Raw genomic sequence first — 14,384 nt, forward strand, 5'->3', positions numbered from 1 at the left:
GGGTTTAGGGACAATTTGTAGGGGCGGGTTTAGGGACAATTTGTAGGGGCGGGTTTAGGGACAATTTGTAGGGGCGGGTTTAGGGACAATTTGTAGGGGCGGGTTTAGGGACAATTTGTAGGGGCGGGTTTAGGGATTCAATTAGATAGTCACCGATAAATGAACAACAAAACCCGCCCTCCTCACCGATAAATGAACAACAAAACCCGCCCTCCTCACCGATAAATGAACAACAAAACCCGCCCTCCTCACCGATTTTCTAGTCAGATGTGCCAGATTAGTCTCTACATGATGTCTTATGACGGCTAACTGCTATTCCTATACCGAAGTAATCACAAATAAAGTCTTATGGTTGAAACTCTAAAAGCCCAAAGAATAGATTTACGCTACCTAATTGATAAATTCAGTCTTCAGCGCATTCGGGATGACCAGTTTTTTTGGGAATGGCAAACCAATCTCCCCGAATTAACGGATATAGAGAAACAAGAACTTGATCGGGTGCAGGAGGGATATTTCAATTTAGTCGAATATCCGCCGTTGTTAGAAAATGTTGTTAAATTAACAATTGTCAGTCCGCTTTTATTTATTGCGGGTTTATATCTATCTCCCTTTCACATCAAAGCGGAAAAATCATTGGAGATTCTGGCAGAGGATGAAACTGTTATTATCGAAGGTAGAATTGACATCCTGGTTCTGAAACAAAATTTCTGGGTTACGGTTATCGAATCCAAGCAAACGGCGTTCTCTATCGAAGAAGGGTTAGCCCAAATTCTAACTTATATGCTAGCCGACCCCAACCCGGAAACACCCACGTTTGGTATGATTACCAATGGCGTCAATTTTAGGTTTGTCAAGTTAGTACGAGAAGAAACGCCTAAGTATGCGTTATCGGATGAGTTTGTGATTGATAATCGAGGGAATGAACTCTACAACGTTTTGAAAATTATCAAGCGTTTGAGTCAATTAGGGGGTTAATAAGTAAGTTGGTGCGTTACGCTAGCGCTAACGCACCCTACTGGCGTGACCCAGCTAAAATAGTGCAATAGAAAAATCGAGAATATTCAACCTTTTCGGAAGCCGTGTATCTCTTATTGCTAACTACGAATAGTGCGATCGCAAAAACTTAAACAGACCAAGCAAGCACGACATCCTTACGCTGAAGAGTCTTTCGGTCGTATCTCAAAAGCCGATTGAGAGCGATAGAAACAAACATCAAATTCCAGAAAAAAATTAGCTTGTCCTAACAATAAGGGAATACCAGAGGCTTGAGTCCATGCAAACACCAACTGCACAGGATTAAATTGGGCAACTACCGCTGACATAATTAGGACACGAGCCTCAAATTGAGCGAGATTACCTGTTAACTGTAGTGGCGTTGTCGCTTGCTCCCAAACTGCACCCAACTCAATACCTAGCTCATGGGGTAGTACGTTAACCGCCGCTCCCGTGTCAAGCAAGCCCGAAGATGTAATCGATTTTCCTTGATATGTCAGGGTAATGGGCAAATAGGGTCGAAGACTCGCCGCACCAAATGTAGAATCAGCTACAGTGAACAAGTATCGTTCAGCATTCTGCATGGTCATTACTATTCTGGGCTTCCAGTGCTTTGAGCATGGTATCCGCCGCCTCAAACGCATCATAAGGTGACCAAACGGGATAAGTCTGACTAGGCTGTAACCCATCAGTTTCTTCTTGAGCTAGCTGTGCAACTAAGAATTGCATAAGCCGAAACTTATCAGCACGAGATAGTTTTTGCAGTGTTGGGAGTAATTCTGTTACGGACATAGCACAAACATTAGAGGAGCTAACTCTAATTATAGAGAGTGCGATCGCGTCTTGATTGGCTACCTGCTGCTCTTTATAGTTCTGTGGCTATCCGTTGACGATGAGTTAGTCTGAGTGGCTGGTTCGGTAGAACTAGAGGAAACGACAGATTCAGCAGACGTTCCTGGAGAATTCACCCCAGAGGGAGGTTCTGCTTGACAAGCAATAGTCAGTCCCAAACTCACACAGCACAACACTCGACCCAAAAACCAGGGGATGCGACTGTTAGTTATCCATTGGCGCTGAATTGACATAAATCATCCTTATCTGCCTTTATCTGGTTTTTCTGGCTTGGGTGGTATCTGTCCGGTCTTTTGAGCTTCTAATACAGCTACCTCAATCAAAAAGGCAGCTAAACTCGCTCTGGGTCTGCCTTCGTTGTCTGCCCATTGCTCTAAAGTTTCATAAATATAGTCGGGAATTGTAACGTGAATACGTTTGCTCACTACCAACAGTTGACGTTCATTATCGCTTTTTATCTTACAGGTCGGCACTCGTAAATAGGGCGTTAGCTACAAATTAGCTACAAAAAAAGCCCAAAGTACGCTATAATTTAAGGCTATTTATTTTTGTGATACTCTTGAAATGAACGCGAAACGTTCAAAGTCAGAGTCTAATCATTCCAGTAACTATAAACAAGTGAAATAAATCCAAATATGAACTCATTTGAACACATAACCATCGAAGGATACCGTCGCTTGTTTTCCGTACAAGTGGATATGCGACCTCTAACGGTGATGATTGGTGCAAATGGAGTAGGTAAAACATCTTTTTTAGAGATATTCTCACTCCTAGCCGCGTCAGCAAAAGGTCAGCTACAGTCCAATATTTCCGAATTAGGTGGTCTTCGTGATATGGTGACACGCAGCAAGGTAGATAATTTAGCGATCGCCTTGTCCATGTCTGTTCCAAATGAGCCACCCCTAAACTACAACCTCAGAATAACTTTTAAAGGTCAGTTCTATGAAATTGGTCTAGAAACATTGACCCAACAGCGTGATCCTCATGCACCTCAACCCTTTAAGTACATTGATTCTAGTGGCTTAGATATCAAGTATTCCACGCCACAGGAACTCGGACTATTGCGACCGAATTGGGAACATAATCCCTTAGAAACATCTCTGTCTCAGGTTCCCAAAATGTATCAACAACCGGAGACATTGCGAAAGCGATTAGCCTCCTGTAGTTTTTATCGATCCTGGGAATTAAATGTGGCTCCTAAAAGTCCGGTTCGTTTGCCTCAATCCCTGCGTCCAGCCACGTTACCTGGAGCCAATGGAGAAGATTTAGTCTCTTGTCTTTATTATCTAAGAGAAACCGATCCTGATCGATTTGAAATTGTAGAAGATACCCTTTCTGCTGCCTTTCCCGATTTTGAACGATTGAGTTTTCCGCCCGTAGCAGCAGGTACTTTGGCAATGACATGGAAAGATAAAAATTTTTCAGAACCCCTCTATATGCATCAACTATCTGAGGGAGTATTGCGCTTTTTGTGGTTGGTGACACTCCTACAAAGTCGAGATTTAACCGCTGTAACTCTGATTGATGAACCAGAAGTGAGTTTACATCCAGAATTGCTCCAATTGTTAGCTCATGTCATGCGAGAAGCTGCTCAACGAACTCAACTGATTGTGGCAACGCATTCAGATAGACTTATCCGATTTCTTGAACCCAAAGAAGTATTGGTGTGTGACGCCGAAGATGGATTAACGACTCTAACGTGGGCAGATTCTCTAGATTTAGAAAAGTGGCTAGAAGAGTATAGTTTAGACCAACTATGGGCGATGAACCTAATGGGAGGGCGTCCATGAAGATTGCCATTTTAGTTGAAGGATCAACTGAAAAAGCGTTTAAACCAATCCTAATCGAGTTCCTCAAGCGGTATTTACCCCAACAGATGCCCAAACTAAAGTTTGTCACATCTGGAGCGGGTGGTCGTATTCCTAAAGGAAATAAACTCAAACGTCAGGTTGAAAAACTCCTGAGTGGTAAAGATGCTTATGATGCTGTCATTGCACTGACAGACGTTTATACGGATACTAAAGGGATTAGAGATTTTGAAGATGCAGAAGATGCTAAGAAAAAAATGAGGGAATGGGTGGGAAATAACCCCAAGTTTTATCCCCATGCTGCATCCTATGAATTTGAAGCTTGGCTTTTACCGTTTTGGTCAACTATTCAGAAACTGGCTAAACATAATAAATCTGCTCCCAGTGGCAATCCTGAGAAAGTTAATCATGATAATCCGCCTTCCCAGCGAATTAAAGAAATCTTTGAATTAGGGAAAAGTTCTCGAAGTTATAATAAAGCGCGTGATGCCAAAAAAATCTTAGAGCAAAACGATCTGATGGATGCTATTGAAGCTTGTTCCGAATTAAAAGCTTTTATCAATACAATTCTGTCTTTGTCTGGAGGAGATGCAATACCGTAGCTGCGATCTCTCTGTCTGAGATTCTTCACGCAATTGCCTTATTCAGTTACTCTGAGACTTTTTTTATAAGCTAATTACTAGGGCAAGTAATTTGTGAGCGGCATTCCTCTTTGCTTCTTTTTTTGCCCTTCCACTGCCATCTGCTACTAAATTTTGTCCTCTAAATTCACAGGTAGCTCTTATAGTAAATACTGGTAGATGATCAGAACCTTGTTTATATAACTCAATATACTGAGGTGGAGAATTACCATATTTTGCTAGCAATTCTTGTAAAACCGAAATGGGATTTTCTACATCTACAACAGTTGTTTCTGTATTTACCGTTTTTGTATTATATGGAGGACTTATTCGATCTAACTCAAATAAGCTTGTAATAACCTCTCTACATTTGGAAAAGCCTTGATCCAAATAAATGGCTCCTATCAAAGCTTCTATAACATCAGCCATTACTCTATCACTAATTTGCTCTCTACTGCTTGTCGTGGGAAGAGTAATAACAGAAATTAAGTTAATTTTCTTGGCTATCAGAACCAATGAGAGTGTCCCCAGCCAGGAAACACTCTCATTCTACTACAGCGTGCGATCGCGAAGTTCTTCTAAGCGCCGACAGATTCTTTAGCGGCGTACATCACCTCAAGTGAAATTTCCGTGAATCCTCGCTCCCGGGCAAATTTCTCTGTATTCCGCTTCACCTTACCGCGCACGAAACCAGGAACTTTATTCAATTCCGCTTGCGCTTCTTTATTCCAATTCAAGTCAGAATCAGCGGAAATTCCTTTGGTAATTACTTCCTTGGTATCATGACCGCCGAAGATTTCCAACAGGTGATCTTCCATTCCCAAAGTGAAGGAATTATAGACCAAATCAGCCATTTGATTTGTCCCCTCGTAACCCATGAAGGGTTTATACCCAATGGGGAAGTCTTGGATATGAATCGGTGCCGCAATCACACCACAGGGGATATCCAACCGCTTACCCACATGGCGTTCCATCTGAGTGCCAAAAATAGCCGAGGGTTCAATCCGCGCGATCGCATCGCCAATTTTGCCGTTATCATCGCTAATTAGGATCTCGTCACAGTACTCGCTCACCTGTTCCTTGAACCAGTCTGCATCATACTTGCAGTACGTTCCCGCTAGCACCACATGAATCCCCATCTCCCGTGCCAAAATCTTGGTCATCGCCGCCGCATGGGTATTGTCACCAAAGACAACGGCTTTCTTCCCGGTTAAATTCTGACAGTCAATGGAACGGGAGAACCAAGCGGCTTGGGACACATACAGCGTCTGATTATTAATATACTCCTCGTAATCCACATCAGCGCCTTGCTGGTTGAGTACCTGCTGCATCTTACGGATACACCGCGCTGTTTCCACTACTCCCATCGGCGTGATATCCACATAAGGCATATCAAACTCGGCTTCCAGGTAACGCGCCGCCATCATGCCGATTTCCCGATAAGGAACTAAATTAAACCAAGCACGAGGCAAATTCTTCAGATTGTGAACCGAAGCACCTTCTGGGATCACCTCGTTTACTTCAATCCCTAAATCAGCCATTAACCGCTTTAATTCGGTGCAGTCGTGCTGGTTGTGGAAGCCGAGAGTGGAAATGCCAATGATGTTCACCGAGGGTTTTTCCGTCTTCCCTTCGGGTAATTCCCCTTTCTTGTTCGCTTTCTTCAGGTAAAACTGGACAATTTGTTCTAAAGTGCGATCGGCAGCTTGTAGTTCATTCACCCGGTAGTGGTTCACATCTGCCAGCATTACATCACTGTTGGCTTCAATCTCGGCGCGTTCGACGAAGTTAGCCAAATCTTCTTGGAGGATGCTGGAGGTGCAGGTGGGGGTCAATACAATCAGATCTGGGGTGACTTCCTTATCCTTGCGGATGATATTGTCCACCACTTTTTCCTGAGAACCCCGTGCCAAAACGTGTCGATCTACGATGCTGGCGGTTACTGGGGTGTAATCTCGCTCCCGTTCTAGCATCGATCGCATCACGTTAAAATAATCATCGCCCAGTGGTGCATGCATGATCGCGTGGACATTCTTAAACGAACTGGCAACGCGGAGAGTGCCAATGTGAGCCGGACCTGCATACATCCAGTAAGCTAATTTCATACGAGTTTCTCCCTTGTATTAGTTGCACAAAGCCCGATTGAGGACGAATGGGCAGTGTTATCGATAAGTTTATGGTTGAGGTCGTTTCTGATTGTCTCAGACTTTAAGCGTTTCGTGAGTAGGTATTAACGCGGATAGTCATGGGGGCAAAATCGCCCAAACCCGCTTAATGACTGGGATTCAGTCTATAATTAAAACAACTTAACAGTTGTTTATTGCAATCATTCTTAAACTTTCGCGAAATTCCTCAACGTTCAAGCCCCCAAGGAGCAATGGATTCTCCCGTACTTGTGGTGATAATGCAAGCTGATAATCTAGCAACATTAAGGTTTTCAGCCTGATATGACGACCTGAGCCGGAACCCCTGTGTCATATATTTTAAATAATTTTTGCCGCTTAATCTTTGAGAGCATGACGAAATTTGAGACGGGAGAGACGTCGGGAGAGTATGTTCGACGACTAATATTGCACGTTTGGTCGTTCTTGTGTAGGGGCGGGTTTCACTACTATCTTTTCGGTTGCAACCCGATGTAACTAAACCCGCCCCGACTCAGGTTTGTAGACTGAGCATAATAGAATCACGCTAGATTTTTATCAGTATAGACCCACTCATTGATAGCGGTATCATTAGCCTGATGTTACACCCGTAGGGGCGCACGCTCCGTGCGCCCGAAAAATCCCAAAAGGAACTCCGACAATTTTGAACAAGAGTGGATTTGGTTGTTCAATTAAGCTGTTCGGCATTTAAACCTTAATGTCAATAATTGCTCTCATCCTTGTAGTGTGTTAAGCGAAGCCATGCCGCAGGCTTTGCATCTTGCTCGCTACTAATACCCAATTTAAAGGCATGACAGCTTATACCAAATCTGGGTTAGCCACCCCGGTTATAAACCAGTCCGCGCAGGCGGACTTTGTTTGTGTAGCAGCGATTTTAATCGCCTCTTCAAAAGGGGGTTATAAAGGCGGATTTGGTATTATTGGTGAGGCAGGGCGGGTTTCGTTGTTCAGTTAGTTCTGACTAGCTAAATTAATTCCCTAAACCCGCCCCTACAATTGTGACTAAACCCGCCCCTACGGTTGTCAATGTGTTTCGTAACTATCCACGATAAATTGAAAAACACCCAACAGTTTCTCCAGTTCATTAATGTAATATCGCTGGTTATCCACCAAAATAAAATTGCCCTCTAACTTCAAAAATTGCCAATCTTCTCCCGTAGTCACACAGCCGTAAATCCCCGAAATTGAGTTATCTTCTAGCTGGTTAAACCTTTGCGCTCCCAACATTTGTGCAATGCACTGACCTAAACCCCCTTTGATATCGCTTTTTTTCGCTTCTACCAACGAAACAATCGGAGCCTGCATCGTCAGCGAAATGGGACTTTTAGCCAAGATAAAATCTCATTCTCCTTTCAAGCATTGTTCCTCATCTACATCCAGCTTTTCGCCAGAATAGATAGATATTTTATTCGGATTTCGTCGCTCTAGCTCAATTAAAATTGGGGCAATAATAAATTCTGAACGGGCTTTCTCACTGGAGGAATACAGGGCTAATTTAAGGCTGTAGCTGAAGGTTTCCTGTAACCAGTTACTCGGTTCTAAGGTAGCGACATCACTGAAAAGCTGAACCGATTGTTCGGTTAGTCCAAATACTTTTTTGACCTGAGTCAATGAAAAATCGCTGTATGCCATAGTAGCAGTTCGGAACTAGACGAGGATTGTCCAAGGACTAATACCAAGTTGCGTTCTATCATGTCTAGGAACAGCGTTGCGTGAAGCTTTCGCTATAGCGAGGAACGAGATACGAGAATCTGGACAGATGCGCGAGCGTCATTCCGTTTCAATGCGATCGCCTACGAACGCAGTCTCTTTTCCCCAGGTGTCGGAAATTGGCCCGATTTACGCGAATTTGAGACTACCGTGCGTTCTGGAAACCCAGGACGAGTCAATTATATGACAGCTTGGTGTCATGGTGCTACGGGAATTGGATTAGCTCGATTGCGCTCTATGCCTCATCTGGAGGATAACGTTTAATTATCACCGACAAACTAGACTCTGAACGAATCCCCAACCTGTGATAATTGATCAGGAGATCAACCTGTTGTCAAGGAAGAAGTCATCCAAGAAAAACTGTATCCAAGACTACCAACAACCACCTAATGCGAATCTTATTTTTGCATTCCAACTTTCCCGCCCAATTCCGCCACCTCGCTGTTACCTTGGCGCAAAACCCGCGTCACCAAGTCGTCTTTGGTACAACGCGCAAAGAAGGTCAATTACCTGGTGTTGCCAAGGTAATCTATGCACCATCTCGTCAAGCCCGTCCAGAAACCCATCACTATGTCCGCCCCTTGGAAAATGCAGTGCTACAAGGACAAGCGGTTTATCGCCTATGTGAACAACTCAAAGCTAATGGGTTTATCCCCGATGTGGTGTATGGTCATTCCGGTTGGGGTCCGACGTTCTTTATCAAAGACAGTTTCCCCAAAGCGAAACTATTATGCTATTTCGAGTGGTTTTATCACGCCCACCGTTCAGACGCCGACTTCGATCCAGCAGAACCCCTCAACGCCGACGATGAAGCCCGGATTCGGATCAAAAACGCGCCGATTCTGATTGATTTGTACAGTTGCGATCGCGGACTCTCCCCTACTCGTTGGCAGCAGCAACAGTTTCCCCCAGAGTATCGGGATAAAATTACGGTACACCATGATGGGATTGACACCAACTTTTTTCAACCGAAACCAGGACATAAGTTAGTCCTGCCTCGGTTAAATTTAGACCTATCTCACGTCGAGGAACTTGTCACCTATGTCGCCCGAGGAATGGAACCCTATCGTGGCTTTCCTCAGTTGATAGAAACCATTGCCTTACTGCAAGAAAAACGCCCCCATTGCCATGCAGTTATCGTGGGTGAAAATCGTGTCGCCTATGGGAAATCCCTTCCGGATGGCAAAACCTATAAGGATGTCATGCTGGAAAAATTTCCCCTGGATCTCAACCGCGTGCATTTTACCGGGTTACTTCCCTATCCCGATTATCTGCAAGTATTACAAGCTTCTTCCGTTCATATTTATTTAACCCGTCCCTTTGTTTTATCCTGGTCAATGTTAGAAGCCTTATCAACAGCCTGTTTAGTGGTGGCGTCGAACACTGCACCTGTAACTGAAGTTATCCAGGATGGGGTTAATGGTTTATTAACCGACTTTTTTTCGCCCCAAGCCATAGCTGAACGGGTGGAAGAAGTGCTGAATCATCCTAACGGGATGGCGGCGCTGCGAGTTCAAGCGCGAAAAACGATTCTGGAGCGTTATGATTTATCTCAATTATTGACGCAGCATATCCAGTGGATCGAACAAGCTAATACATTGTAAATCAATTACCTTCTTTGGTAGATTAGCTTGGGTTCGTAGTAAGGGCTTTAGCCCTAGATTCTGTTGGGTTGAGCGAAGTCGAAACCCAACCTACAACCTATTCCACCATTTTAGCTGTGCCACGCCACTACTGGCTTGGCGCACCTAATTTAGTGGATTAGCCTTATACCCAGAAAACTTATACGATTAAGGGCTAAAGCCCCTACTACGAACCTAATCTATCCCACGATTTTAGCTGTGTCAGTCCACTACAAGAAGTTTTAATTCGGATTAGCTTAGGGCGTGACGTTGAGCGTCTAACAACTCCTGTATTCCTGTTTCTGCCATATCAATTAACTGATTAAGTTGAGTCCGACTAAAGCTTTCTTCTTCCGCCGTTCCCTGAATTTCAATAATATTTAATTCGTCGTTCATGACAATATTGAAATCCGTTTGTGCGGCGACATCTTCTTCGTACTTTAAATCCAAAAATGGCTCACCCGCCAACAGTCCCACCGAAACCGCCGCGATTTGGTGACGGATTGGCGATCGCTCTAATTCTCCAGCTTGGACTAATTTATCTAACGCCTCAGCTAGGGCGACGTATCCCCCAGTAATCGAAGTGGTACGAGTTCCCGCATCAGCTTGCAGCACATCCGCATCCACAAAAACGGTGCGTTCTCCTAAGGCGGTTAAATCTACAGCCGCTCTTAAACTACGTCCAATCAGTCGTTGAATCTCTTGAGTTCGACCCGATAGTTTGAGTAATTCCCGGGTTTGGCGTTGGGGTGTGGCGCCGGGAAGCATCCGATACTCGGCGGTTAACCAACCACTACCTGTTCCTTCCAGAAATCGCGGGATTCCTGGCTGAATGGTGACATTACACAACACCTGGGTATCACCACACTTAGTCAATACAGAAGCTGGTGCAAATTTAGTGAATCCGCGTACAAAACTGATGGGACGGAGTTGGTTAGGTTGGCGATGATCAGGACGTTGCCAAGACATGGTAGTACTTCTTTGTCAGAACGGGGTTGGGTCAAAAAACGTTAATCGTCCAGTTCAAGTTTGTGCCAGATATTCTGCTGAACTTGCTCTGGCGGTTGGTCGCCGTTTATGGTTAACAGTTTTTGACGATAGTCATAGTATTCCAGGATAGGAACCGTGCGCTCGTAGAATAACTCGATGCGGCGCGGGACAATTTCGGGATGGTCATCCAGACGAGACTTGGTTGATGGGGTGCTATCTTGAGCTTGGTTTTGGGTTGGCGGAGTCTGTTCCGAAGGAACGTATCGCGCCACGGAACGAGTCATCATTACCGATTCGGGTACAGTTAAGTAAATTGCCCAATCTAGCTGCTGATTTAAGTCCTCAAGCAGAAAATCTAATTCCTCAGCTTGGAACGCGGTACGGGGATACCCCTCTAAGACCCACCCTTTCACTGTGTCAGGTTCCAGCAGGCGCTGGCGCATGAATTCGATCAGGATTTCATCCGGGACTAATTCTCCCTTCTCGACGTAGGGCTGCGCTTTTCGACCTAAGTCAGTTTGAGCTGCGATCGCGCGACGCAAAATGTTACCACTGGAAATCTCCACGATCCCCAAATGGCGACACAACTGTCGCGCCTGTGTGCTTTTCCCTGAACCTGGACCTCCCAGAATCACTAGTCTCACGATAATAGCTCCTCTGTTCCTAGCCTGGACAAGTCTGTCATAAATGTTGCACAAATCCTTTGCATCTGGGCAGGTTTTGACGCTACTAACTACTGACCGTCATTTTGCCACGAATCCCCGTGGATGAACATTCTCCAGGACTCACTCTTGACGGACTTGTAGATATGGTGTTTGATCAGGGATGCCACTGAAAAAAATACGCTATATCTTGTTCGCTGCATCGATTGAATTTCTAGTTAGGTTCCTTGAGGTACTTGTGGGTTTTGTGATACAGTGACAATGTATGTAGGGATCGGGGAGAAGGAGAGAATTGCTGGACTTGAGTTAAGTTGTAAACGCCTATAATCCACAGCCCAAAAGGATTCGGTGGAATAGGACAAAAAACAGGCGATCGCTCCGACATAGTTAAAAGCGGGTTCTGCCAAAAAGCTGTCTAAAACGACCATGAGACACTGATCAAGGAAGGCTTGAGGAGTGTCCATCAGATTCATTGCTCTTTAATTGTTGACTATGGTTTCCCAGTTAGAAACTCCTACCCTTAATTCAGCGCATCACCTGACCTACAGCCTAGAAGGGCTGGTGCAAGTCTTTACCAGTTCCCAGCGCAACTTTTTTACCAATGTGATTGCCCAAGGCTTGAGAATAGCTGGACAGGGGACACCTGTGCTGGTGGTTCAGTTCCTCAAAGGGGGTATTGGTCAAGGACACCAGCATCCGATTCGGTTGGGACAGTATTTAGAATGGATTCGCTGTGACTTGCCACGATATATCGATACCCCAGAGTTAGATGAGGCAGAACATAAATCCCTCAAGCAGTTGTGGCATCATACTCAGCAGGTGGTGTATGAGGGGAAATATTCTGTCGTTGTCCTGGATGAATTGAGTTTAGCGATCAACTACGGCTTAATCCCCCTCAGTGAAGTATTGAGATTTCTGGAAAGTCGCCCCAGTTCAGTAGATATTATTCTCACAGGACCCGATATGCCACCAGAACTTCTAGAGGTGGCTGACCAAATTACAGAAATTCGTCGCAGTCATCAGCCTTAGTAGGGGCTTGGTTCCCAAGCCCATCCCGGAAGACTGTACAATGTTGTACAGAAACGTGTTTTGTCGCAAGGTACAGTGACATGGCAGCGGAAGCGAGAGCGGTTCGTTTCCAGATTGGAAACATTGAGGTTTCTGCTTATCAGCTAACCTCTGCTCAGGATCGGCGTTTGTTATTCACCCACAGGCAAATCGCCGAAGTCGTGGGTAAAAGCAAGGGAACAGCGCAAAAGTTTTGTAAATCAAACGAAAACAACTTGCCAGAAACCGTCAAGACTGTGGTTCCGGATAAACCCAGACCGATCGCGTTATCATCCTGGGATGCAGCGGTAGCATTTTGGCACTATCAAGCCGATGCGGGGAATGAGACAGCAACGGCTTTAGTGGGAGTGGTGAGTTCCACACCTCTAGAAACTCTTCAGATTGAAGCAGCGAGTGATATAGAGCCAGTTGAGACATCCTATCCCAAAGACATCGAAGCTGCGATCGCGGCGTTACCCCAAACCGATGAATTTCCCCTCGATAACCAACTCCAGCAACTGGATCAGGGGTTAAGGTTAATTGCCAAATGGTTAGAGGAAGCGGGATTGGATCAACGTGCGATCGCGTCTTGGAAATTGAATGTACTCACCCAGCGTTTTCCGGCTTTAGCCAGTGCTGCGAATCAAGCACAGCAGCTTTTAGTCACCCATTCGGTTGAGGAACCATCGGGGATGATCGCCTCCCAAGTCGCACAGAAGGTGTCAGAGCAATTAGGACGAAAAGTGAAAGCCGCTCAAGTCAACGCCGCACTCCATGAATTAGGCATTCAGGAATGGACTAAACCCGGTTCTAGGGAGCGACGACTCACCGAGAAAGGAAAAGCATACGGGCGAGCCATGCTAGCCACATCCAAAACGAATGCCTGGAGTGGAGCGCAACTGAGATGGTTTGATAATGTTGTGCCATTATTGTGTGACTTTTTTAAACCTGCAAAATAAAAGTCGATGCTATCCATTTTGCGACTATTCGGGTTATTCTAGTAAGTCGGCTATAATTACCTGCGATGATTAAAAACGATACCTGGATAACTCAAATGGCTGACAAGGGTATGATTACACCTTTTGAGCCAAAGTTAGTTCGTCGCGTTGATACGCTACATGTTATCTCCTATGGTTTGAGCAGCTTTGGCTACGATATCCGGCTTTCACCCGTGGAGTTCCGTATTTTTCGGCATATACCGGGTACGGTAGTTGATCCAAAAAACTTTAATCCAGAAAACTTAGAACCGACTCAATTACATCATGATCAACAGGGAGACTATTTTATTCTTCCTGGACATAGTTATGGTCTTGGCGTCGCCTTGGAACGTATTGAAGTGCCAGAAAATGGCACCGTCTTATGTATTGGCAAAAGTACGTATGCCAGAGCCGGTATAATCGCTAATTTAACTCCTGCTGAAGCAGGGTGGCGGGGGCATTTAACCTTGGAGGTTAGCAATAGTTCTCCCGCCGATTGTCGGATTTATGCCAATGAGGGCATTGTCCAATTGCTCTTTTTTGAATCAGAGCTATGTTCGGTGACTTATGAGCAACGTAAGGGTAAATATCAAGATCAGCCGGAAAAAGTGGTTTTTTCTAAAGTTTGATAATTAGTTGGGCAAGTTTTAGCCAGTATAATTACGATATAATCTCGTCTATATTGGCGTGACACGCCAAATCAATAGGGATGATGATTGTGTCCAAAAACTGTAGGGGCGCAAGGCTTGCGCCCAATTCAACGGTAAAATCTATTCCATTATTTTAGCGAGCAAGATGCTCAGCTCAGTAGCGAGCAAGATGCTCAGCTCAGTAGCGAGCAAGATGCTCGCACTACTATTATTGACATTAAAATTTCAATAAAAATAGCTTATTATTGGTAAGCTTGAGTGTACCCGATAAATTTATTGTCAATAAGATCA

19 protein-coding genes are annotated in these 14,384 nt (G+C 44.8%); 8 read left to right on the forward strand and 11 right to left on the reverse strand.

The genetic code is table 11. The features are described 5' to 3' along the window. The first annotated feature begins 348 nt into the window (after positions 1-348). Complete coding sequence (locus tag RIB93_RS12265) at positions 349-975, forward strand: type I restriction endonuclease (protein WP_446373048.1); 627 nt, start codon at positions 349-351, stop codon at positions 973-975. Positions 976-1,151: 176 nt separating this feature from the next. Here the strand turns inward: RIB93_RS12265 and RIB93_RS12270 are convergent, their stop codons facing one another. From RIB93_RS12270 to RIB93_RS12285, 4 genes are read right to left on the reverse strand one after another with little or no spacing between them, the layout of a single operon-like run. Next, positions 1,152-1,577 (reverse strand): hypothetical protein, encoded by a 426-nt coding sequence (locus tag RIB93_RS12270; protein WP_446373049.1) that lies wholly within the window; start codon positions 1,575-1,577, stop codon positions 1,152-1,154. Continuing rightward, positions 1,564-1,785 (reverse strand): hypothetical protein, encoded by a 222-nt coding sequence (locus RIB93_RS12275; RefSeq protein ID WP_446373050.1) that lies wholly within the window; start codon positions 1,783-1,785, stop codon positions 1,564-1,566. Before RIB93_RS12275 ends, RIB93_RS12270 begins: the two co-directional genes overlap by 14 nt. 59 nt (positions 1,786-1,844) lie before the next feature. Then, a complete protein-coding gene (locus RIB93_RS12280; protein ID WP_446373051.1) occupies positions 1,845-2,078 on the reverse strand; it encodes a hypothetical protein in 234 nt (77 codons plus the stop codon). Positions 2,079-2,087: 9 nt separating this feature from the next. Beyond that, on the reverse strand, positions 2,088-2,318 hold the full coding sequence (locus tag RIB93_RS12285) for a ribbon-helix-helix domain-containing protein (RefSeq protein WP_446373052.1): 231 nt from the start codon (positions 2,316-2,318) through the stop codon (positions 2,088-2,090). A 162-nt stretch (positions 2,319-2,480) separates the two neighbouring features. Between RIB93_RS12285 and RIB93_RS12290 the strand changes: the two genes are divergently transcribed. Both RIB93_RS12290 and RIB93_RS12295 read left to right on the forward strand, forming a co-directional pair. Next, on the forward strand, positions 2,481-3,635 hold the full coding sequence (locus RIB93_RS12290; protein WP_446373053.1) for an AAA family ATPase: 1,155 nt from the start codon (positions 2,481-2,483) through the stop codon (positions 3,633-3,635). Then, positions 3,632-4,255 (forward strand): DUF4276 family protein, encoded by a 624-nt coding sequence (locus RIB93_RS12295; RefSeq protein WP_446373054.1) that lies wholly within the window; start codon positions 3,632-3,634, stop codon positions 4,253-4,255. Before RIB93_RS12290 ends, RIB93_RS12295 begins: the two co-directional genes overlap by 4 nt. A gap of 63 nt (positions 4,256-4,318) precedes the next feature. Here RIB93_RS12295 and RIB93_RS12300 read toward each other — a convergent pair whose 3' ends face one another. The 4 genes from RIB93_RS12300 to RIB93_RS12315 all read right to left on the reverse strand — a co-directional run bounded on the left by RIB93_RS12300 (position 4,319) and on the right by RIB93_RS12315 (position 8,067). Then, on the reverse strand, positions 4,319-4,789 hold the full coding sequence (locus RIB93_RS12300) for a putative dsRNA-binding protein (RefSeq protein ID WP_446373055.1): 471 nt from the start codon (positions 4,787-4,789) through the stop codon (positions 4,319-4,321). Between the two features lie 62 nt (positions 4,790-4,851). Beyond that, positions 4,852-6,378: a ferredoxin:protochlorophyllide reductase (ATP-dependent) subunit B gene (gene bchB, locus RIB93_RS12305; protein WP_446373056.1), complete on the reverse strand. Its 1,527-nt coding sequence runs from the start codon at positions 6,376-6,378 to the stop codon at positions 4,852-4,854. 1,080 nt (positions 6,379-7,458) lie between these two features. Continuing rightward, on the reverse strand, positions 7,459-7,767 hold the full coding sequence (locus tag RIB93_RS12310; RefSeq protein WP_446373057.1) for a hypothetical protein: 309 nt from the start codon (positions 7,765-7,767) through the stop codon (positions 7,459-7,461). 9 nt (positions 7,768-7,776) lie between these two features. Next, on the reverse strand, positions 7,777-8,067 hold the full coding sequence (locus RIB93_RS12315) for a hypothetical protein (RefSeq protein ID WP_446373058.1): 291 nt from the start codon (positions 8,065-8,067) through the stop codon (positions 7,777-7,779). Between the two features lie 156 nt (positions 8,068-8,223). Between RIB93_RS12315 and RIB93_RS12320 the strand changes: the two genes are divergently transcribed. Further along, a complete protein-coding gene (locus RIB93_RS12320; protein WP_446373091.1) occupies positions 8,224-8,409 on the forward strand; it encodes a lanthionine synthetase LanC family protein in 186 nt (61 codons plus the stop codon). A gap of 125 nt (positions 8,410-8,534) precedes the next feature. Continuing rightward, positions 8,535-9,749, forward strand: a complete 1,215-nt coding sequence (locus RIB93_RS12325; protein ID WP_446373059.1) for a glycosyltransferase — start codon at positions 8,535-8,537, stop codon at positions 9,747-9,749. 270 nt (positions 9,750-10,019) lie between these two features. Here the strand turns inward: RIB93_RS12325 and rph are convergent, their stop codons facing one another. From rph to RIB93_RS12340, 3 genes are all read right to left on the reverse strand, one after another. Further along, positions 10,020-10,736 carry a ribonuclease PH gene (rph, locus tag RIB93_RS12330; protein WP_446373060.1) on the reverse strand — a complete coding sequence of 239 codons (717 nt, stop codon included), beginning with the start codon at positions 10,734-10,736 and terminating at the stop codon, positions 10,020-10,022. Between the two features lie 41 nt (positions 10,737-10,777). Beyond that, complete coding sequence (locus RIB93_RS12335; RefSeq protein WP_446373061.1) at positions 10,778-11,401, reverse strand: adenylate kinase family protein; 624 nt, start codon at positions 11,399-11,401, stop codon at positions 10,778-10,780. Between the two features lie 236 nt (positions 11,402-11,637). Then, positions 11,638-11,892 (reverse strand): hypothetical protein, encoded by a 255-nt coding sequence (locus RIB93_RS12340; protein ID WP_446373062.1) that lies wholly within the window; start codon positions 11,890-11,892, stop codon positions 11,638-11,640. Between the two features lie 19 nt (positions 11,893-11,911). Between RIB93_RS12340 and RIB93_RS12345 the strand changes: the two genes are divergently transcribed. The 3 genes from RIB93_RS12345 (at position 11,912) to dcd (ending at position 14,072) form a co-directional block, all read left to right on the forward strand. Continuing rightward, entirely contained in the window at positions 11,912-12,448 is a 537-nt protein-coding gene (locus tag RIB93_RS12345; RefSeq protein ID WP_446373063.1) for a P-loop NTPase family protein, read from the forward strand. A gap of 80 nt (positions 12,449-12,528) precedes the next feature. Next, positions 12,529-13,425, forward strand: coding sequence for a hypothetical protein (locus tag RIB93_RS12350; protein WP_446373064.1), 897 nt, complete (start codon positions 12,529-12,531; stop codon positions 13,423-13,425). A 65-nt stretch (positions 13,426-13,490) separates the two neighbouring features. Further along, complete coding sequence (gene dcd / locus RIB93_RS12355) at positions 13,491-14,072, forward strand: dCTP deaminase (protein ID WP_446373065.1); 582 nt, start codon at positions 13,491-13,493, stop codon at positions 14,070-14,072. The last annotated feature ends 312 nt before the right edge of the window (positions 14,073-14,384 follow it).

This window comes from Coleofasciculus sp. D1-CHI-01 (assembly GCF_040218875.1).
GTDB lineage: Bacteria > Cyanobacteriota > Cyanobacteriia > Cyanobacteriales > Coleofasciculaceae > Coleofasciculus.